Origin of the sequence: Shinella sp., from assembly GCF_049651085.1 — a bacterium.
Lineage (GTDB): Bacteria > Pseudomonadota > Alphaproteobacteria > Rhizobiales > Rhizobiaceae > Shinella.
Genome location: NZ_JBASBL010000009.1, coordinates 322,718 through 341,268 on the forward strand (window position 1 = coordinate 322,718; position 18,551 = coordinate 341,268).

20 protein-coding genes and 1 tRNA gene are annotated in these 18,551 nt (G+C 60.6%); 12 read left to right on the forward strand and 9 right to left on the reverse strand.

The window, feature by feature from the left end:
- Window positions 1-6: 6 nt before the first annotated feature.
- Complete coding sequence (locus tag WA950_RS06840) at window positions 7-813, reverse strand: sterol desaturase family protein (RefSeq protein ID WP_424550936.1); 807 nt, start codon at window positions 811-813, stop codon at window positions 7-9.
- Between the two features lie 69 nt (window positions 814-882).
- The gene (locus WA950_RS06845; protein ID WP_424550937.1) at window positions 883-1,800 is read right to left on the reverse strand and encodes an EamA family transporter; all 918 of its coding nucleotides are present in this window, start codon (window positions 1,798-1,800) and stop codon (window positions 883-885) included.
- Window positions 1,801-1,903: 103 nt separating this feature from the next.
- Between WA950_RS06845 and WA950_RS06850 the strand changes: the two genes are divergently transcribed.
- A complete protein-coding gene (locus WA950_RS06850; protein WP_424550938.1) occupies window positions 1,904-2,599 on the forward strand; it encodes a pyrimidine 5'-nucleotidase in 696 nt (231 codons plus the stop codon).
- A gap of 133 nt (window positions 2,600-2,732) precedes the next feature.
- Window positions 2,733-3,686, forward strand: coding sequence for an EF-hand domain-containing protein (locus WA950_RS06855; RefSeq protein ID WP_424550939.1), 954 nt, complete (start codon window positions 2,733-2,735; stop codon window positions 3,684-3,686).
- Window positions 3,687-3,929: 243 nt separating this feature from the next.
- Here the strand turns inward: WA950_RS06855 and yidC are convergent, their stop codons facing one another.
- From yidC to rpmH, 3 genes are read right to left on the reverse strand one after another with little or no spacing between them, the layout of a single operon-like run.
- Window positions 3,930-5,720 carry a membrane protein insertase YidC gene (yidC, locus tag WA950_RS06860; protein WP_424550940.1) on the reverse strand — a complete coding sequence of 597 codons (1,791 nt, stop codon included), beginning with the start codon at window positions 5,718-5,720 and terminating at the stop codon, window positions 3,930-3,932.
- Entirely contained in the window at window positions 5,720-6,109 is a 390-nt protein-coding gene (gene rnpA, locus WA950_RS06865; protein ID WP_424550941.1) for a ribonuclease P protein component, read from the reverse strand. The genes yidC and rnpA overlap by 1 nt, the downstream gene beginning before the upstream one ends.
- 32 nt (window positions 6,110-6,141) lie before the next feature.
- The gene (gene rpmH / locus WA950_RS06870) at window positions 6,142-6,279 is read right to left on the reverse strand and encodes a 50S ribosomal protein L34 (RefSeq protein WP_117367779.1); all 138 of its coding nucleotides are present in this window, start codon (window positions 6,277-6,279) and stop codon (window positions 6,142-6,144) included.
- A 425-nt stretch (window positions 6,280-6,704) separates the two neighbouring features.
- On the opposite strand from rpmH, the gene WA950_RS06875 reads away from it, so the two are divergent.
- From WA950_RS06875 to WA950_RS06885, 3 genes are all read left to right on the forward strand, one after another.
- Window positions 6,705-8,705, forward strand: a complete 2,001-nt coding sequence (locus tag WA950_RS06875; protein WP_424550942.1) for a methyl-accepting chemotaxis protein — start codon at window positions 6,705-6,707, stop codon at window positions 8,703-8,705.
- Window positions 8,706-8,889: 184 nt separating this feature from the next.
- A complete protein-coding gene (locus WA950_RS06880; RefSeq protein ID WP_424550943.1) occupies window positions 8,890-10,359 on the forward strand; it encodes a sensor histidine kinase in 1,470 nt (489 codons plus the stop codon).
- 136 nt (window positions 10,360-10,495) lie between these two features.
- Window positions 10,496-10,572: transfer RNA gene (locus WA950_RS06885), tRNA-Arg, on the forward strand.
- A 232-nt stretch (window positions 10,573-10,804) separates the two neighbouring features.
- On the opposite strand, the gene WA950_RS06890 is transcribed toward WA950_RS06885, so the two are convergent.
- Together WA950_RS06890 and WA950_RS06895 are read right to left on the reverse strand one after the other, a co-directional pair.
- Window positions 10,805-10,939 carry a hypothetical protein gene (locus tag WA950_RS06890; protein ID WP_424550944.1) on the reverse strand — a complete coding sequence of 45 codons (135 nt, stop codon included), beginning with the start codon at window positions 10,937-10,939 and terminating at the stop codon, window positions 10,805-10,807.
- A gap of 12 nt (window positions 10,940-10,951) precedes the next feature.
- Window positions 10,952-11,230, reverse strand: coding sequence for a hypothetical protein (locus tag WA950_RS06895; RefSeq protein ID WP_424550945.1), 279 nt, complete (start codon window positions 11,228-11,230; stop codon window positions 10,952-10,954).
- A gap of 834 nt (window positions 11,231-12,064) precedes the next feature.
- On the opposite strand from WA950_RS06895, the gene WA950_RS06900 reads away from it, so the two are divergent.
- Together WA950_RS06900 and WA950_RS06905 are read left to right on the forward strand one after the other, a co-directional pair.
- On the forward strand, window positions 12,065-12,610 hold the full coding sequence (locus WA950_RS06900; RefSeq protein WP_424550946.1) for a class I SAM-dependent methyltransferase: 546 nt from the start codon (window positions 12,065-12,067) through the stop codon (window positions 12,608-12,610).
- Between the two features lie 215 nt (window positions 12,611-12,825).
- Window positions 12,826-13,473 carry a glycoside hydrolase family 108 protein gene (locus WA950_RS06905; RefSeq protein WP_424550947.1) on the forward strand — a complete coding sequence of 216 codons (648 nt, stop codon included), beginning with the start codon at window positions 12,826-12,828 and terminating at the stop codon, window positions 13,471-13,473.
- Window positions 13,474-13,609: 136 nt separating this feature from the next.
- Here WA950_RS06905 and WA950_RS06910 read toward each other — a convergent pair whose 3' ends face one another.
- Complete coding sequence (locus WA950_RS06910; protein ID WP_424550948.1) at window positions 13,610-13,786, reverse strand: hypothetical protein; 177 nt, start codon at window positions 13,784-13,786, stop codon at window positions 13,610-13,612.
- 115 nt (window positions 13,787-13,901) lie between these two features.
- Here WA950_RS06910 and WA950_RS06915 point away from each other — a divergent pair, with 115 nt between their 5' ends.
- Complete coding sequence (locus tag WA950_RS06915; protein ID WP_424550949.1) at window positions 13,902-14,228, forward strand: hypothetical protein; 327 nt, start codon at window positions 13,902-13,904, stop codon at window positions 14,226-14,228.
- A gap of 211 nt (window positions 14,229-14,439) precedes the next feature.
- Here WA950_RS06915 and WA950_RS06920 read toward each other — a convergent pair whose 3' ends face one another.
- Window positions 14,440-15,177, reverse strand: coding sequence for a class I SAM-dependent methyltransferase (locus tag WA950_RS06920; protein WP_424551001.1), 738 nt, complete (start codon window positions 15,175-15,177; stop codon window positions 14,440-14,442).
- Between the two features lie 138 nt (window positions 15,178-15,315).
- On the opposite strand from WA950_RS06920, the gene WA950_RS06925 reads away from it, so the two are divergent.
- From WA950_RS06925 to WA950_RS06940, 4 genes are all read left to right on the forward strand, one after another.
- Window positions 15,316-15,963, forward strand: coding sequence for a glycosyl hydrolase 108 family protein (locus WA950_RS06925; protein ID WP_424550950.1), 648 nt, complete (start codon window positions 15,316-15,318; stop codon window positions 15,961-15,963).
- Window positions 15,947-16,486: a hypothetical protein gene (locus WA950_RS06930; protein WP_424550951.1), complete on the forward strand. Its 540-nt coding sequence runs from the start codon at window positions 15,947-15,949 to the stop codon at window positions 16,484-16,486. Before WA950_RS06925 ends, WA950_RS06930 begins: the two co-directional genes overlap by 17 nt.
- A gap of 27 nt (window positions 16,487-16,513) precedes the next feature.
- Window positions 16,514-16,918 carry a hypothetical protein gene (locus tag WA950_RS06935; RefSeq protein ID WP_424550952.1) on the forward strand — a complete coding sequence of 135 codons (405 nt, stop codon included), beginning with the start codon at window positions 16,514-16,516 and terminating at the stop codon, window positions 16,916-16,918.
- 341 nt (window positions 16,919-17,259) lie between these two features.
- Entirely contained in the window at window positions 17,260-18,516 is a 1,257-nt protein-coding gene (locus WA950_RS06940) for an alpha/beta hydrolase (RefSeq protein ID WP_424550953.1), read from the forward strand.
- Window positions 18,517-18,551: the final 35 nt, after the last annotated feature.

The following is an 18,551-nucleotide window of genomic DNA, read 5'->3' on the forward strand; positions in this document are numbered from 1 at the left end:
TCCCGATCAGGCGGAGGCGTCGCCACCGTGCGGCGCTGTTTGCCTGTCGAGCGTCAGCTTCAGCGGCGGAGCTTCCTTCTCGAAGGTCTCGACGCGCTTGTCGTAGACCGGAGAGATCGTGCCCATGGCGCGATCCCAGAACGAGAAGTAGTTCGCGAAGTTGACCTTGAACTCCGCGTGATGCTGGTCGTGATAGGTCGTGCACAGCATGGGCGAGGGATGGCGCGCGGTCTTCGAGGCGAAGTATTCGAAGCCCGCATGGCCGAACGTGCCGTTGACCTGGTCGAACAGCCGGTTTGCCAGCAGGATGACCGGCGGGAACGGCACGATGAAGACGATCACCGCATAGAAGCCCTGGGACAGGGCGGTATCCACGAGGCCGATGGAATCGTTGCTCCAGACGGTCGGCGCGACGCTGCGATGGTGTTCGATGTGGAAGCGGTAGAACGCCCTGGTGTGCAGCAGGCGGTGCGCGAAGTAGAACCAGGCGTCGAAGAGCACCATGGCGAGCAGAAAGAGCGGCGCCGCCGTCCACCAGGAAAACGCCCAGGGCGTCCAGGCCCAGCCCTTGTACTGCGCAAAAAGGCCGATCGAGACGGAGAGGCAGGTGACGAGGATGGAGGCCATGCTGAGGCGGATTTCCGCCATCTTGCGTTTCTCGCCGCGCCGGTCCTTCTGGATGCGTCTCTCGGGATTGCGTTCGTTCAGCCAGGTGATGCCGAAGCCGAGGATGAAATAGATCGCGACGGTCACCGCGTAGATCACGGCGAGCAGCAGCAGGAATTCCCCCGCGCTCCGAATGAATCCGTCCATCCGCATCTTGTCCTTGTGCAGTGCGTTCGTGGCGCAAGCTAGCGTGGCGGGCTGCCCGGGTAAAGGCGCTCAGCCGTAGACGACGAGCGCCAGCACGCCGACGACGATGAGCGCGCAGCCGAGGATCTCCAGCCGGTTGATGCGTTCCTTGAAGATGAAGACGGTGGAGGCGAAGGTGAAGAGCATTTCGACCTGCGCCAGCGCCTTCACCACTGCCGCCTGCTGCAGCGTCATCGCCATGAACCAGCCGAAGGAGGCCGTCGCGCCGACGAAGCCCACCACGAGCGCCGGCCGCCACGCCGCCGCGATGCGTGGCAGTTCCGCTCGCTCGCGCGTCAGGATCCAGCCGAACATCAGCACGGTCTGCAGCACGATGACGAAAACCAGCGTGTAGCTTGCCTGCACCACGTAGTCGGGCGTCGGCAGGCTCGGGGCCAGCGCCAGCGAGGCTGAACGGTAGGCAACGGCTGAGACCCCGAAGAACGTGCCGGACAGCAGGCCGATGGCTGCGGTGCGCGTCAGAACCGATGTGAACAGCGAGCGCGCGGAGACGACGCTGCGGGCAACCGAAATCACCATGACCCCGGCCACCGAGATCGCGATGGCGATCAGCGTGCCGGCGGAAGCGCGCTCGCCCAGGAAAACGAGGCCGAAGAGAGCGGCCTGTGCCGGTTCGGTTCGGGAATAGGCGGTGCCGACCGCGAAATTGCGGAACGAGAAGAGGTGGACGAGCAGGAAGGTCGCGGCGATTTGCGCGACGCCGCCGATGATCGCCCAGAGGAAGAAGGTGCCGTTGGGAACCGGAAGGGGCCGTTCGAGCACGAAGGCGAGAACCGCCATATAGAGCAGCGCGAAGGGCATGCCGAAGCCGAAGCGCACGAAGGTCGCGCCCGTCGTGCCCATTCGTCCCTTGAGGTGTTTCTGCATGGCGGAGCGGACGTTCTGGAGGAAGGCCGCCGCGATCGTGATGAGTACCCAGATTTCCATGCCCTGCCGCTAGCATGCGGGTTGCGGCAAATCCATTGCCTCTCCCGGTTCCGCAGGGAAAATACCGTTTCCCTTCGCGGTCGGGCGTGCCATAAGACAGCCCATGAGCGATCTTCCGAAAAAAGCCGATTTCAACCATGTGCGTGACTGGGTCTTCGACCTCGACAACACGCTCTATCCGCATCACGTCGATCTCTTCGGCCAGATCGACAAGAACATGACGGCTTATGTCTCGGCCCTGCTCGGCCTTTCGCGCGAAGACGCGCGGGCCTTGCAGAAGCGGTACTATTACGATCACGGCACGACGCTGAACGGCCTGATGATCCATCACAAGATCGACCCGGCCGATTTTCTCGAAAAGGCGCATTCGATCGACTACGGCGTGCTGTCGCCGGACCTGTCGCTCGGCGAGGCGATCCAGGCGCTGCCGGGCCGCAAGTTCATCTTCACCAATGGCAGCGTCAAGCATGCCGAGATGGCGGCAAAGGCCCTCGGCATCCTTCACCATTTCGATGACGTCTTCGATATCGTGGCCGCCGAGTATGTGCCCAAGCCTGCCGGCGCGACCTATGACAAGTTCATGTCCCTGCACCGGGTCGATACGAACCATGCCGTCATGTTCGAGGATCTGCCGCGCAATCTTCTCGTGCCGAAGACGCTCGGCATGAAGACGGTGCTGCTCGTCCCGCAGGACGACAATCACGAATTCACCGACGCCTGGGAAAAGCGGTCGGACGAGGACAGGCACATCGACTACATGACGTCGAACCTCACGGCCTTCCTCAACGCGCTGCTCTAGGCAGCGCGCCACAATCCAGACACGGAAAAAACCCTTTCCAGTCAAAAGGTTGAATTACCAATTTGTAACTGGTGCGAGCCGCCGTTCCTTCTATCTTCCTCTCAGGGACAAAGATGGATTGAAAGGAACGACCATGGCTAAAAAGGAACTTCTTCTCGGCGCCGTTGCCGCAGGCCTTCTTCTTTCGGGCGTAGCCGCCCCCGCATTCGCCGCCAAGGGCGAGGGAAAGCACCACCAGCGCCATGCGGCGATGATCGAGCGCCTCGACGCCGACAAGAACGGCAAGGTCTCGCTCGACGAGTTCAAGACGAACATCTCCACCGCCTTCAAGACCTTCGATGCCGATGGCAATGGCGAAGTGACGAAGGACGAGATCAAGGCGCGCCATGCGGCATTCAAGGATGCCCGCAAGGCCGTCCGCGACGCGGCTGACGCCGACAAGGACAAGGCCCGTGAGGCGCTCCGCGCGGCCGGACCATACTGGATGCCGGGCGCGGGCAAGATGTTCGAGCGGGCCGACGCCGACAAGAACGGAACGCTCAGCCAGGCCGAAGTCCTCGCCTCCGCGGAAAAGGTCTTCGAGCGTCGCGACAGCAACAAGGACGGCGTTCTCGACACGGCGGATGCCCGTCCCGGCAAGGGCAAGGGACATCACGGCAAGGGCGGCGAGGAGCGCGCTGAGCGCATGCTGAAGCGCCTCGACACCGACAAGGACGGCAAGATCTCGCAGGACGAGATGCTGGCGCGTGCCGCGGAAACCTTCCAGCGCCTCGACGCGGACAAGAGCGGCGACGTGACGAAGGTCGAGGTCGATGCCAAGCGGGAAGCCTTCCGGGACGCCCGCAAGGCCTTCCATGCCGTGAAGGCAACCGAAGGCGAAGCCAGGGATGCCGCCCGCCAGACGCTGCGCGAGGCGCGGATGGACCGGATGGGTGTCCGCATGTTCGAGCGGGCTGATGCCGACAAGAACGGCACGGTGACGAAGGCTGAGATGGAAACCGCAGCGGCCGCGATGTTCAAGCAGCGCGACCGCAACGGCGACGGCTTCATTACCGTCGACGAAATCGGCAAGCGCCACAAGAAGTAAGCCGGTCTGCTCTCACGCAGGCTGATGGCCGTCCCGGAAACGGGGCGGCCATTTTATTGGGCGGCATGGTCCGGGCAAGGCCGGCATCCGGCGCGTTGCTGCCTGCCCGGATCGAGGGCTCCGTTTCGCCGCGCGCTTCGACTTGCTCCCACCGTCAACGGACAGAAACCCTTAGCCCGAAACGAAAAGAGGCCCCGGTCGAACCGGGGCCTCCAATCATTTCCTGTCTCGCCTGAAGCGTGGTCAGGATGGTTTTGTCTTCTTGCTCCACAGGCCCTTCAGGTTGTCGAAGAGTTCGATCTTCACGCCCTGGCGCTTCATGATGATTGCCTGCTGGATGATCGAGAGCGTGTTGTTCCAGGCCCAGTAGATCACGAGGCCGGCCGGGAAGGTCGCCAGCATGAAGGTGAAGACCAGCGGCATCCAGGTGAAGATCATCGCCTGGGTCGGATCCGGCGGCGTCGGGTTCATGCGCATCTGCAGGAACATGGTGATGCCCATGATGATGGGCCAGACGCCGATCATCAGCATCTGCGGCACCTCGAAGGGCAGCAGGCCGAACAGGTTGAACAGCGACGTCGGATCGGGTGCCGACAGGTCCTGGATCCAGCCGAAGAACGGCGCGTGGCGCATTTCGATCGTGACGTAGATCACCTTGTAGAGCGCGAAGAAGACGGGGATCTGCAGGAGGATCGGCCAGCAACCCGCGAGCGGATTGATCTTCTCTTCCTTGTAGAGCTGCATCATCGCCTGCTGCAGCGCCATGCGGTCGTCGCCGTGCTTGGCCTTCAGCTCTTCCATCTTCGGCTGCATCTTCTTCATGTTCGCCATGGAGGCGTACTGCTTGTTGGCAAGCGGGAAGAAGAGGCCCTTCACGACGATCGTGGTGATCAGGATCGCGATGCCGAAATTGCCGAAGTAGCGGTAGAAGAAGTCCATCAGCTGGAACATCGGCTTGGTGAAGAACCAGAACCAGCCCCAGTCGATCATCAGGTCGAACTGCGGGATGCCGTAGGACGTCTCGTACTGATCGATGATCGGCACTTCCTTGGCGCCGCCGAAGAACAGGTTCTTGACCTCGATCGTCTGGCCCGGCGCGATGGTGATGTCGTCCTGACGGTAGTCGGCCTGATAGCGCGGACGGCCGTCCTTGAAGTAGGAGAAGCGCGTCTCGTAGGGCGTCGCCTGCGGCGGTACCAGCGCGGTCGCCCAGTACTTGTCGGTGATGCCGAGCCAGCCGCCCGTCGCCTTGCCGGGGGCGACCGTCGTGTCGTCCTCGGTCGTGGTGTATTTCACTTCATGCAGGCCGAGCTCGCCCAGAACGCCGATGAAGCCTTCGTGCAGCACGTAGACGGACGGATCTGTCGGCTTGAAGAAGCGCGTCGCGCGGCCATAGGGCGACAGCGCGACTGCTGCATCCGTGCGGTTCTCGATGCTGTCGTTGATCGTGAACATGTAATGTTCGTCGACCGAGATCGTGCGGGTGAAGGTGATGTTCTTGTCGTTGGTGAAGGTTAGCTTCACCGGGGTCGTCTGCGTCAGCTTGCCTGCGCCGTCCTGCGTCCAGACGGTCTGCGGGCCGGGAACCGTACCGGTCGCCTCGCTGCCGACATAGCCGATTTCGGCGAAATAGCCGTGTTCGGTCTCGGCGGGGCTGAGCAGCGTGATGATCGGGCTCGTCTTGTCGACGGTCTCGTGGAATTCCTTGAGCTTCAGGTCATCGAAGCGGGCGCCCGCCAGGCTGATGGAACCGGAGAGCGAGGGCGTGTCGATCTCGATGCGCGCGGAGCGGGCAAGTGCTGCCTCGCGCGTCTCGGTCGCAGTGGCGGCGACGGTGCCGCCGGGCAGCGTACCGCTCGTGCCGGTAGCCGCAGTGCCGCCGGACGTCGTCGTCTGCTGTGCCTGTGCGGCCTGCTGCGCTTCGAGCGCGGCGCGGTCCTTCTCCAGTTTCGGGTTCACATAGAGGAACTGCCAGGCAATGAGGATCAGCACGGACAGCGCGATCGCCACGAAATAATTGCGGTTTTTTTCCATCACTCTTTCCCGGGAGCAGCAGGGCGCTGCTGCTTCTGTTTCTGCCTTGTCGCGATTCTGTCCTTGAGACCGGCTTCAAGGGATTTGAAGGGCGCGCTCAACACGTCCCGTCTGGCGACAACCACATAGTCGTGTCCGGGCTCCATTGCAAACCCGGCCGATAGCCGCACCGCCTCTTTCAGGCGTCGGCGCATGCGATTGCGTTCCACGGCGTTGCCGTGCTTCTTGGTAACGGTGAAGCCGACGCGGGGCGCTTCGTCCGGCATCTGCCGGTCGCGCACTTCGAGAAGGAACAGCGGTCCCTTGCGCCTCTCGCCCTCGCGCACAAAAAGAAACTGCGGACGGCTTTTCAGCCGTCCGACAGCAGATTGTCTAACAGTTTTCTTCATTGCCCGTCGCCTCTGTTCGGGCAGGCACGGCCTTAGGCCGAGAGGCTTGCGCGGCCGCGTGCACGGCGCGCGGACAGAACCTTGCGGCCGCCCTTGGTTGCCATGCGGGCGCGGAAGCCGTGACGACGCTTGCGAACAAGCTTGGAGGGTTGGTAGGTACGCTTCGACATTTATTTAATACCGCGGTGTGCGGCCCTTCTTGGGTTTGCGATACGCAAGGAGCGTTCAAAGTCCGGCACACCCCGGCCCTCGCGGGAGGGCATGTTTCCAGACGTGCGCGGCTTATAAGGGTAAATCCGGTCAAAAGTCAATTGCGGCGACGGCGTACACCAGTCTGTCACAGTCGTTAACGGATTTGCGGCTTCTGGTTGTGTCGGGATTGTGTTTTGTCAGCTCACGTCCGCGCTGCATTCGACGAGGGTATTGATTCTTCCGCTTATTTCGCTGCCTCTAAATTTTAGAGTCTGGGATATACTGGAAGATCTGGCGGGTTGTATCAAAATCTAATTAACCTTTAAGGTTTACCGTTCCGCGTCAAAGGGTGAGGTGGAGGATGCCGTCTTGCCGATCTGTATTCATGATTTCGGAGTGTTTCGTGAAAATACGCGGTAAGATCTACCTCATCGTGGGCGTGATGGGCCTCATTTCCGTCCTTATCGGCGCTATCGCCGTTCATGTCGTCTCCGAATACAGCAAGACGCTGCGCCAATATGAGAATGCCGCCGACCGCGCCTTCCTGGGCGAGCACCTGAACCGCCAGGTCACGGCTGTGGTGATGGAAGCGCGCGGCATCTACGCGTCCAAGGATATGGAGGGCGCCAAGAAGTTTGCCGAGGGCATCTCCAAGGAACTCGACGGCATCGACAAGACGCTGAACGAATGGCGCCCGATTGTGCCGGCTGAACAGAATGCCGCCTTCGAGGCCGTCGCCGCGCGCGCGGCCGATTTCCGCACCTTCCGCATGGAAACCGCCCGCCTCGGCACCACGGTCTCGGTTGCTGCCGCCAACGAGCAGGGCAACAACGAAGGCAATCGCGCCAACCGCAAGGCTTTCCAGCAGGAGATCGATGCGGTCGTCGAGACGGACAACCAGAACCTGGCCGCGATCAAGGAGGACATCGCGTCCTTCGAGACGCTGATGCTGACGCTGGTGCTCGGCACGGTCGGCGTGGGCCTCGTGCTCGGTGGCGGCATTGCCTTCTATATCGCAACCAATGAACTCAGCGGTCCGATCCAGAACGTCACCGAGACGATGAAGCGGCTTGCCGGCGGCGATCTCGACACGGAAGTCCCCTATGCGGACCGCAAGGACGAGATCGGCGAAATGGCCGGTGCCGTCGCGATTTTCCGCCAGAACGCCATCACGGTGCGCGATCTCAACGCCCAGGAGCAGATCCTGCGCGAAAAGAGCGCCGACCTGCAGTCCTCGATCGCGACGGTGGTCCATGCGGCTGCGGCTGGCGACTTCAGTTCGCGCATCAGCAAGGACTACGGGAATGAGGATCTCAACCGCTTCGCGCGCAGCGTCAACGAGCTTGTCGGCGGTGTCGAGGAGGGCATTGCCGAAACCCGCCGGGTCATCGGGGCGCTTGCCGAAGGCGACCTGACGCAGAGCATGAACGGCAGCTTCCGCGGCGCCTTCGCGGAATTGCAGCAGAACGTCAACGCGACGCTCGCCACGCTCCAGCGTACGATGCGTGAAGTGCGCGCCTCGACGGATGCGATCAACGCCAATTCCGGCGAGCTTCGCACCGCCTCCGACGATCTTTCCAAGCGCACCGAGCAGCAGGCAGCCGCGCTCGAGGAAACCTCCGCCGCGCTGGACGAGATCACCGCGGCCGTCAAGAATTCGACCGAGCGCGCCAATGAGGCGAGCGCCATGGTCGAAGAGGCGACGCGCAGTGCCAAGCAGTCCGGCGATATCGTGCGCAACGCAATCGATGCGATGGGCCGCATCGAGCAGGCTTCGAGCGAGATCAGCCAGATCATCTCGGTGATCGACGAGATCGCCTTCCAGACGAACCTCCTGGCGCTCAATGCCGGCGTCGAGGCGGCGCGAGCGGGCGAAGCCGGCAAGGGCTTTGCCGTCGTGGCGCAGGAAGTGCGCGAGCTTGCCCAGCGCGCCGCAAGCGCCGCCAAGGACATCAAGGGCCTCATCACCAAGTCCGGCGACGAAGTTTCCATCGGCGTCAAATATGTGCAGGAGACCGGCACGTCGCTGTCCGACATCGAGACCCGGGTTGTCACCATCAACGATCGCATCCATTCGATCGCCACGGCCGCCCGTGAACAGGCGACCGGCCTCCAGGAGGTCAGCACCGCCATCAACCAGATGGACCAGGTCACCCAGCACAATGCGGCGATGGTCGAGGAAACCTCTGCCGCCACCCACAAGCTGAAGGGTGAGGCGGACGGTCTTGCCGATCTCGTCGCCCGCTTCCGCACCGGCGATGCCGTGCAGCGCATGGCTGCCGTGCGGGCCGAAACGCGCCCGGTCGAATCACCGGCCCGCCGCATGATGGGCAATGTCGCGCGCGCCTTCGGCGGCAACCGCGCCACGGCGACAGCGGCCCAGGAAAACTGGGAAGAGTTCTGATCTGCAAGCGGATCTGTTGGTTTGACGCGGCGGGCCCCGGCCCGCCGCGTTTTGCTTTTTACCGCGGCGTTGGAAAAATCGCCGCAATCTCCTATAATTGGCTGTCGGCTGTGGCCGAGGGTGCATCGTCGATCCTTCGACGCGATGTGAGCGCCGCGTTGCGGCATGTCCGGGAGTTTGAGACATGGTGGAGAGAGACGGGATGCCGTCCTTGACCGAGGCGCCGGTGCCGGCGGTCGGCTTCCTTTCCGGCCTTTCCGGCAAGCTTCTGCTCCTCACCGCCGTTTTCGTGCTGATCGCCGAAGTGCTGATTTTCGTCCCCTCGATCGCCAATATGCGCCTCATGTGGCTGCGTGACCGGTTGAATACCGCCGCTGCCGCCAGTGTCGTCATCGAGGGGCTGCCGGACCAGGAGTTGCCGCGCAACGTGCAGGAGGAAACCCTGCTGGCGACCGGCGCCAAGGCAATCGTGCTGAAGAAAGAGGACGCCTCGCGCGTGGTTGCCGCCATCGATATGCCGCGGAGCGTCGATGCGCAGTACGACCTCACCGACGTCTCGACGCTTGCCTCGGTCTACGACGCGATCGATACGATGCTCTTCGGCGGCGATCGCATCATTCGCGTTTATGGCCCGGTTGGTGAAACGACGACGCGCATCGAACTCCTGCTCGACGAGCACGCGTTGCGCCGCGCCATGTTGAGGGCTGCGCGCAACGTCTTCATCCTGTCGATGGTCATCTCGTTGGCCACGGCCGGTCCGATCTTCTTCGCGCTCAATCGCCTGCTGATCCGCCCGATGCGCCGCATGACGGCGAACATCCAGGAATTTGCTGCCGATCCGTCCAATCCGGCCCGCGTGCTGGAGCCCTCGGGTGGACGCGACGAGATCGCCGTCGCGGGTATTCACCTCGCGGCCATGCAGCAGACGCTGCAGCGCACGCTGAAGGAGCAGAAGAACCTCGCCGATCTCGGCCTTGCCGTGTCGAAGATCAACCACGACATGCGCAACATCCTCTCCTCCGCCCAGCTGATGTCCGACCGCCTTTCCGACGTCGACGATCCGGTCGTCAAGCGCGTCGCGCCAAAGCTGCTGCGCAGCATCGACCGGGCGGTGGGCTACACCAACGAGGTTCTCTCCTACGGCCGCATGCGTGAGCCGGAGCCACGCCGGAGGTTCGTTGCGCTGCGGCCGCTGGTGATGGAAGTCTCAGAGGTGCTGGCGCTCGATACGCGCGGCGACATCGACTTCGTGCTTCAGGTCGAGCCCGGCCTCGAGGTCGATGCGGACGGCGAGCAGCTCTTCCGCATCATTCACAACCTCTGCCGCAACGCCGTCCAGGCACTGCTGCAGGATGTCGGTATCGAGCGGCGCGCCGTGCTGGTCACGGGGCTTCGCACCGGCAGCGTCGTTGCCATCGCCATCGACGACAACGGCCCCGGCATGCCCGCCAAGGCGCGCGAAAATCTCTTTGCCGCCTTCCGGGGCTCTGTACGCTCGGGCGGCACCGGCCTCGGCCTTGCCATCGCCCGCGAACTGGTGCTCGCCCATGGCGGCACGATAGCCCTTGTGGAAAAGTCAACGCCCGGCACGCTCTTCCGCATCGAGCTGCCGGACCGTCCCGTTCCCCTCGACGCCTTCCGCCACCGGGCCTGATTGCGGGGTGGTGCGGGCCGGGATGTGACGGCTCGATGAAAAAAAGTACATTTTTTCATCGAAAGGCGCTTGCCAAGCGTCTGACTACCCTTTAGGAGATCGCCTCGCAGCCGGGCAACAAATCGCCCCTGCCAGCGCACCCGTAGCTCAGCTGGATAGAGCACCAGACTACGAATCTGGGGGTCAGGAGTTCGAATCTCTTCGGGTGCGCCATCTATTCCCTTGTATCTCAGGGGGTTCCTGCAAATCGAAGTGCGGCCGCGTTCTGGAGGCGTTCCTACTCGGACGTTTCTGCTGCGTTCTTTCCTCCGCGTGCCGCTACGCGCAAGTGCGCCACGGTGCGGGTCTTCTCGATCGTTTTCCGGTTATAGCGTTGCGTCGTCGCGGCGTTGCTGTGGTTGGCGTGGTGCCGCAGATGCTCGATGTCGGCGCCAGCGTCCGATCCCTAGTTAACGCCGCCGGCGCGGCTGTCGCGGTTCCAGACATTCGTTGGAACGCCGGCTTCCGTTGCCACCTCGCGCCAGCGCTCAGCAAAATGCCGGTAGCGATAGGGCAGACCGGTGCTTTCGCATTTGATCATCGGCCCGATACGCTACTCCTGCGGGATGAGTTCGATCATCTTGCGGAGGAATGGATAGGCCATGGTGTCGTGCTCGGCTTCCTGCCCGGTCTTGCTGGTGTCCTTTAACAGGATGCCGTTCTCGTCGAGATGCGACCAGAGGAGGCCGTCAACCCAACGGCGGCCTCGATCCACGATGCCGCCGAAGCCCTCGTCGTCGATCTTCTCCCATCGCCCGATCACGTCGATCTGGCGCAAGGTGAGTTCAAATTCGAGCGCCTGGGCGTGCGCGAGGGATATCCTGCCGAACATAACAACGTTTTCGGGAACATCATCGACAAGGTTTACATGGGGATAATGGAAGGCTCGGCCACACCAAGGGGGTCTAATTTCTATAGCACGAACCGGATTTCGGATGCCTCGTCACCTTATGTCAATCTGTCGGCTAGCAGATCGCCTTACCTATCGCCTTTGTCTGGTGGATTTACGATAGGCAAGCAGTCGATTGGTTCAATCTCAGACGTAGGTATCGGCCTTTCGCAAGATGGATTGTTCAACGCGATACGATCTGCTGCTTCTGTTGCGCAGTTCAATAGGCTGGTGAATCATGGGGGCATCATGTCCTAGCATAAGGATGGTGTTCTGATGTGCAGCGTCCAATCGGATGACAATGTGGGCGGGTTCTTTAATGGCATGGTCAAGCTTCCCAATAAAACATTGGCGGAACTAGGTTCGCCAACGCCACACTCTAGAATGCTGGCCTACACGAGTGACGGGTATGGAGGCGGACCGGGAATTGTCTACTCAGCAGGCACAAACTGGATACGGCTTGACGCCAACGCTCCGGCTTCGTCGTCATGATCGCGGCGGATAGGGGCCAGCAAGGCATGAGAAGGTGTGATTGCGTTAGGCTTGGCTATCACATCTGTATTGACCATGATGGATGCTGCCTACACAATCCAACTCTATATTGCGAAAAGGACGGTGGGAATGAGTTGCAAATGTAATATTTGTGGGGGAACCGAGTTTGCGGACGTCAAAAATCGGGTAAACGCGAGATGTATGTCCTGCTATTCGGTTGAACGCGCCCGAGTTTTGAAAGTAATCTTTGATAAGATATTCTCAGTTAAGCCAGGAATGAGAGTGATGCATTTTGCTCCTGAGCTTGGGATCGGTCGTTATCTGAAAAGTATTGTTGGGGATAACTACGAAGCGTACGACATTAATCCAAGTTTGTACTCAAAGGAATTTAACGTTAAGCGGTTCGATCTGGTCAACGATACTGAAAAACTCAAGTCAAATAGTTACGATTTGATCCTCCATGTACATGTAATGGAGCACATACCTTGCAACGTGACGGCGGTTCTTTATCATCTGCACCGCGCTCTTAAAGACTCAGGAAGGCACATTTTCAGTGTCCCATTTATGTCCGGATGCTATGAGGAGGATCTTGGGCCTCTCACGCCGAAGGAGAAGGAACGTCGGTTCGGGCAAGACGATCACGTTCGAAAATTTGGACGCGACGATATAGATATGAGCCTTGGTAAGGTGTTTAACTTGCCTCCTCATGACCTCCTGAAGGTCGAGACGCCTAAGAATCTGGAGCGATTTTCTATCCCGAAGGTGGCGTGGCAGGGATATACGAGTCATTCATATTTCGTCCTGCAGAAGGATGACTTGAAATTGTGTTAGGCTGGAGCTAGCCTCCTACCAATGTAGTGCCGATCAAAGCTCCGCCCAGCGCGGGGCTTTCTTTGCCTGTAGATTTCAGCCGCACGCCGCTGCGGCTCACCTGATGCGCGTCTAACAACTACCGACTCCCCCGATACCCCGCGACTGACCATCAGGGCTGTGCTTTGCGCCCATTCTCCTGACGCCGATTATCGCCTCAACCAAAGAGGCGCATCATGGCACGCGAAACACTCCCTACCGCTCTCGAACTGATCTTCGGTGACGAGGGCGCCTATTCGAGCGCACCGACTGATCGCGGCAACTACCTGACCGGCGTGCTGGTCGGCACCAAGCACGGTATCACCGGGGCGACGCTGGCGGCTCACCGCGGCGTCAAGACGGTTTCAGGCGCTGCGGTGCGTGGAATGAGCCTGCGAGAAGCCGAAGATATCTATCGCCGCTCCTACTGGTCACAGGCCGGTGGCGATGTGCTGCCGCCCGGCCTCGATTACTTCGTGTTCAACAACGGGGTGATGTCCGGACCGATGCGTGCGGTGAAGATTTTGCAGGCTGTCGTTGGCGTCCGCGAGGATGGTCACATCGGCGAGCAGACGCTTGCCGCCGTTCGACGGTATCCGGGCGGCGTGGCCACGCTGGTCCGCGCTTATAGCGACGCCTATATGCGTTTCCTTCGCTCGCTGACCGGGCCAAAAGGTTTCCCGGCGAACGGACGAGGCTGGACGATCCGCATCACCGGCAAGGATCCGCTGAAGAAGTGGAAGGATCAGTTCGGTGTTGTCGGCAATGCGCTTCACGAATGTCCAGACCGGTCAGCTTGTCGAGCCGACATGCCGCAATCCTTTTCCAGGAGGTTCAGGCTGTAGTCGTACATTGCGTGGGTGTTGGTCTTCACTTCGTGATACCCGGAGCCCTTCGTCGTTTGATACATCCTGATCAACGACTTGAGTTTCCCGTCGAATGCCTCCGGCTTACCCAGTATGCGGTGAGCAAGCTATTGCTTCAATTCAGATGTGAGGCTTCTCGCCTGCGTCGTTGTCTCGTCATTGTGCCGGTGAGGCGCACAGTTTTCTCGCGGACAGTCACCGACATTCCGGGAGACGGCGGACGCCACCCAGAAATAAGCAACGCTTCCGTCACCTCTCGGCCGTTTTTCAGGCCGATCTTTTGCGTTTCCATGGTTTCTCCTCATCAACGCCGGGATTGGCCGACGGTGATAGTGAGGTGAGTCCGTATCTGCGATCAAGGAACGCCTGACATGCCGGCCAGTACCGGCGGTTCTTGAACAACGGATATGCACGTTTGCGTCGACTACAAAGACCAAGCCGGAGACTATGTTCTTGGTAGCTGGTGCGATGGGCTGGACAGCCTTGTAGAAAAGAAGGCCCTTGAGCATTGGCTGTCATCCGGAGAACCGAACAAAAAGGGCATCTCTGGCGTCAAGGAAATTATGTCCCCTCTCAATTTGATGAACCTGTTCTCTGGTGATTTCATTGCTGATTGGGAGGGAGACACGAGCGTATGGGTTAAATTGGACGCCAACGCTGAAGCGCTCCTTGGCGCTCCAGAAGTAACCATGGCATCGGCACGAGAGGCGCCACTATCGTTCGGGCTGGTATAAATGACCGCTCAGCCCATGATTGCCGGTGTGAAGGCTCTTGCCTGTCAGGGCGGAGACTTCGCCGCGGTGCAGCCAGCGAATGTTGGCGTTGGGACGGGCAAGAGTGATGAAAAGAAGGCGGTCTGGATTGCCCCAGTGTCTATCAGAACCTTGCCCTGATGCGCTCCGCAATGTCCGCAGTGGTATTTTCGAAAGGGTCTAGCGTGAGCAGTTAGCCACGCGCGGCGAACACGTCCTGATGTGCTGCCCAACCTCGATCCTTGTAGAGGATCGGTGTCATCTCCGCAGCCTCGATCAGAGCCATCACGCACGACGTTTTCGAAACTGAAATTCCGTATCCGGGGAGTTTAGGATAGCTGGCAAAGCCGTACCCATCGGTTTGGTAGTCCTGCAAAACAGGGTCGATCGTTTCCTCGACTAGGCCATAGTCTCGGCTTCTGGACGCGAGCCTGTTGGCAACGAGATCGCCATGAGTGGTGAAGACGAGAAGGCCGCCCTTGGTGAGGTGAGCACCCAAATAGGTCAAGACCCGCTTCATCTCGGCTTTCGGCAGATGAGTGAAAAGGCTCCCGACCCAGATCAGGTCAAACGGATCATCCAGTCTGTCCGTTAACTGGATGTCGAGCGGGCGCGTTGGAACTCCTAGGACCTCCGACGCTGCCTTGGCTGCTTTGGGATCGGCATCAACCCCTAGAAGGTAGGCGTTCGGGAAATCGGCTTTCAGCCAGCGCAGCACCCGGCCATAGCCGCAAGCGTAGTCGAGAACGCGGCGAATGTTCTTTGGCTCCATTCGCGCTGTGCGCGCCGCGTCATGAATCGCTGCGGACGCGCTGGCGCCGACAGTAAAGTAGTGCTCCGGGTCGTTCTTGAGCATGCCATCGCCGGGGGCAATTTCCTTGGAGACACGAGAGTAGCTTTCCTGGCGCCCAAATAAATTCGCTGGCTGCATATCCAATGCTCGCTCCACTCCTATTGCTCCCAGCCTGCTAAGCATATTGACCCGACCATTGCAAGTTCACGCCATGGCGCTGTGCTTTGCAGCAACCGCCTCTCACGCCGATTATCGCCTCAACCAAAGAGGCGCATCATGGTACGCAAAACACTCCCTACCGCGCTTGAGCTGATCTTCGGTGACGAGGGCGCTTATTCCAGCGCGCCGACAGATCGCGGCAACTACCTGAACGGCGTGCTGGTCGGCACCAAATACGGGATCACCGGGGCGACGCCGGCGGCTCACCGCGGCGTGCGGACCGTCACCGCAGCACAGGTGATAGGTATGAGCCTGCGAGAGGCGGAGGACATCTATCGCCGCTCCTACTGGCCGCAGAGTGGCGGCGACGTGCTGCCGCCCGGCCTCGACTACTTCGTGTTCAACAACGGGGTGATGCCCGGCCCGATGCGTGCGGTGAAGATTCTGCAGTCTGTTGTCGGCGTTCGTGAGGACAGCCACATCGGCGAGCAGACGCTTGCCGCTGTTCGCCGGTATCCGGGAATCCGTGCCTACAGCGACGCCTATACCCTTTGCCGACTTTATGTATGTTTACGACTGCGGTTCCGATCCAATCGCGGGTGTGGTCCAGTCCGTGCGCTCTATCGTGGCCCGACGACCCTCCCGCCAACTCGATATGCTTTTCGTGTCGCACTTCGACCGAGACCATATCTGTGGCATTCCTCATCTACTGCACGAGAAAAAGGGGCTGAGGGTCGATACGATCGTGATGCCGTATCTGGATGATCTTGATCGCATGATCGCGTTCGGAAGAAGCGCGGCGACAAGCGGCGAACGCGTTGCAGAACGCTTCCACGAAGATGTTGTCGTTGATCCCCTCGGTACCATGGCAAGTTTCGGTCCGCGGCAGATCATCATGGTAAAGGCGGATGACGAGGACGAAGGTGGTTTGGGTTTTTTCGAACTGCCACCAGCGGAGCCTCCTCGTTCCGGCCCTGATGGCATGCCGTGGAAGGGCAAGGATCCTATGGGCTGGGAAAGTGCCTGGCCCACGTCGCGTCGATTGCCTGAGGGGGCAACCGTCGTGCAGCGCATTGAATTCGACGTTGGGCCAGGGACGGAAGGCGGATGGGTCTTGAAGCCCTATGTCAAGCGAACTTCGCAGCGGGACCGCGATGCATTCTGCACAGCGGTGGAAGTGGCACTGGGTTGGTCCAGAGGTACTCTCGGAGAAAAGGTAAAAGACAAAAAGGAACGTCGCCGCCTGGTGACCAAGCACCGTACCGCCGTTGCCCGTGCTTATGCCTAGGCGTTCGGCGATAAGAACGAAACCTCCTTGACGTTGTATTCGGGGCCGGCCGAGCCGCAGAAAGCCGGCGCCGTGCTGTGCAATTCACAGGTGTTCGCGAAAGCGCGCGTCGGCTGGATGGGAACCGGGGATGTAGGCTTCAAGGATCCCCTAACGGTGCGGAGGTTCCAGAATTACTATCGTGATGAGGTGGATTGGGTGACCACATTTATGCTGCCTCACCATGGCTCGGCGCATAATTTCGATACATCGCTTTTCGTGATCGACGCGGAGCTCTGGGTAGCAGCCGCCCAACCGATCCACAAAAAATGGAAGCATCCGGCGCCAGAGATCGTCAGAGCAGTCAGAGCTAGCGGCGCCAGATTTCGCAAAGTGTGCTCGTCGCCGAAATCTCTCCTAGAAGAAAGAATGGTCGTTTTTTGGCCCGGCTGAAGTGCACAAGGTCCGCTTACCGTCAGATGATCTGCAAAAGCGGGCGGTCTGCTTACAACCCCATAGTAGCCATTCCCTCGTTCCAAAATCTAGAGGGCTATGGCGTAGACGTAGTTATCATCTTCACCCGGCACAGCGCGCCATTTCCTCCTTCCAGTCGATTTCATAACATTCAGACCGGTTTGCGGTGCGTGGCCAATATGACACGCGGCAGCGTCGCGATGTCTCATGTTTCTCCCTCCGGCACGGCGTCTCTTCAAAACTGCCTGCCGCTCGGCTAAGCAGGAGGGAACGGTGCGTGCACAGTGCCGGCGAAACAGGGAAGCGGAAGGACGCGGACCATGATGAACCGCACGATGCCGCGCGTATTGCGTAGCGTGATATTCGCCGGAATGGTGGTGCTGGCGGGATGCGCCGGACGGCCGGAGGGCGTGATGGTGCCAAGTGGCGAGCCGCCTGCCGGCACTTCGAGTGTCGACCTGCTTGTCGCCACGACGCGCGCGCCTTCGGGCCAGCCCGGTGTTCTTTTCTCCGGCGAGCGTGGCTCCCAGCTCGAAATGCGCGATATCGTCGTGTCGATCCCGCCGGAAGGCAACAGAAAGGTCGGCCAGGTGCAATGGCCGTCAAAGCTTCCAGCCGATCCCATGAAGGATTTCACCACGGTCAGCATCACGCCGGCTGATGGGGTCAAGGCCGGTCGCGCCTGGCTTGGTCGCAACCTGCCGAAAAGCCGGCGCGTGCTGGTCTTCGTGCATGGTTTCAACAATCGCTATGAGGATGCCGTCTACCGCTTCGCGCAGATCGTGCACGATTCGAAGACCGACGCTGCGCCGGTGATCTTCACCTGGCCGTCGCGCGCCAGCATCTTCGATTATTCCTACGACAAGGAAAGCACCAACTATTCGCGCGATGCGCTGGAAGAATTGCTGCGCTATGCCGTCGATACGCCCGAGGTCGGTGAAATCACCATCATGGCCCATTCCATGGGTACCTGGCTTGCGGTGGAAACGCTGCGCCAGATGGCGATCCGCGACGGACGCGTGCCGAAGAAGATCCAGCAGGTCATCCTTGCCTCGCCCGATCTCGACGTCGACGTGTTCGGCCAGCAGATGAGAGCAATCGGCAAGGAAGCCAAGGACCGGCCGCAATTCACCCTGTTCGTCTCGCGCGATGACCGGGCGCTGACGCTGTCGCGCCGGATTTCCGGCAATGTCGACCGGCTCGGCCAGATCAACCCGGCCGAAGAGCCCTACCGCAGCATGCTGGAGAACCAGGGTATCACCGTGCTCGACCTGACGGCGCTCAAATCCGGTGACCGGCTCAATCACGGCAAATTTGCCGAAAGCCCTGAAGTCGTGCGCCTGATCGGCAATCGCCTGATCGACGGGCAGGCGGTGACGGATTCGCAGGTCGGTCTCGGCGAGCGGCTCGGCGCCGTCGCACTCGGCACCGCCCAGACGGTCGGCAGCGCGGCCAGCATCGTCGTCTCGACGCCGATTGCCGTTTTCGATCCGGTGACGCGCAAGAACTATGACAACCAGTGGCGACGCCTCGGCAATACCGTCGAGGACACGACGACCACCGCCGTCGGGCAATGAAAAAGGCGGCCTCCAAGGCCGCCTTTCACGCAAGC

Excerpts from the sequence above, each read along its gene's own strand:
- WA950_RS06895 (WP_424550945.1), bottom strand. The coding sequence starts at position 11,230 with ATGTTCGGCAGGATATCCCTCGCGCACGCCCAGGCGCTCGAATTTGAA.
- WA950_RS06905 (WP_424550947.1), top strand. The coding sequence starts at position 12,826 with ATGGCACGCGAAACACTCCCTACCGCTCTCGAACTGATCTTCGGTGAC.
- WA950_RS06940 (WP_424550953.1), top strand. The coding sequence starts at position 17,260 with ATGATGAACCGCACGATGCCGCGCGTATTGCGTAGCGTGATATTCGCC.
- WA950_RS06900 (WP_424550946.1), top strand. The coding sequence starts at position 12,065 with ATGCATTTTGCTCCTGAGCTTGGGATCGGTCGTTATCTGAAAAGTATT.
- WA950_RS06910 (WP_424550948.1), bottom strand. The coding sequence starts at position 13,786 with ATGGAAACGCAAAAGATCGGCCTGAAAAACGGCCGAGAGGTGACGGAA.
- yidC (WP_424550940.1), bottom strand. The coding sequence starts at position 5,720 with ATGGAAAAAAACCGCAATTATTTCGTGGCGATCGCGCTGTCCGTGCTG.
- WA950_RS06845 (WP_424550937.1), bottom strand. The coding sequence starts at position 1,800 with ATGGAAATCTGGGTACTCATCACGATCGCGGCGGCCTTCCTCCAGAAC.
- WA950_RS06850 (WP_424550938.1), top strand. The coding sequence starts at position 1,904 with ATGAGCGATCTTCCGAAAAAAGCCGATTTCAACCATGTGCGTGACTGG.
- WA950_RS06880 (WP_424550943.1), top strand. The coding sequence starts at position 8,890 with ATGGTGGAGAGAGACGGGATGCCGTCCTTGACCGAGGCGCCGGTGCCG.
- WA950_RS06930 (WP_424550951.1), top strand. The coding sequence starts at position 15,947 with ATGCCGTATCTGGATGATCTTGATCGCATGATCGCGTTCGGAAGAAGC.
- WA950_RS06915 (WP_424550949.1), top strand. The coding sequence starts at position 13,902 with ATGCACGTTTGCGTCGACTACAAAGACCAAGCCGGAGACTATGTTCTT.
- WA950_RS06925 (WP_424550950.1), top strand. The coding sequence starts at position 15,316 with ATGGTACGCAAAACACTCCCTACCGCGCTTGAGCTGATCTTCGGTGAC.
- WA950_RS06890 (WP_424550944.1), bottom strand. The coding sequence starts at position 10,939 with ATGATCAAATGCGAAAGCACCGGTCTGCCCTATCGCTACCGGCATTTT.
- rnpA (WP_424550941.1), bottom strand. The coding sequence starts at position 6,109 with ATGAAGAAAACTGTTAGACAATCTGCTGTCGGACGGCTGAAAAGCCGT.
- rpmH (WP_117367779.1), bottom strand. The coding sequence starts at position 6,279 with ATGTCGAAGCGTACCTACCAACCCTCCAAGCTTGTTCGCAAGCGTCGT.
- WA950_RS06920 (WP_424551001.1), bottom strand. The coding sequence starts at position 15,177 with ATGCAGCCAGCGAATTTATTTGGGCGCCAGGAAAGCTACTCTCGTGTC.
- WA950_RS06855 (WP_424550939.1), top strand. The coding sequence starts at position 2,733 with ATGGCTAAAAAGGAACTTCTTCTCGGCGCCGTTGCCGCAGGCCTTCTT.
- WA950_RS06840 (WP_424550936.1), bottom strand. The coding sequence starts at position 813 with ATGGACGGATTCATTCGGAGCGCGGGGGAATTCCTGCTGCTGCTCGCC.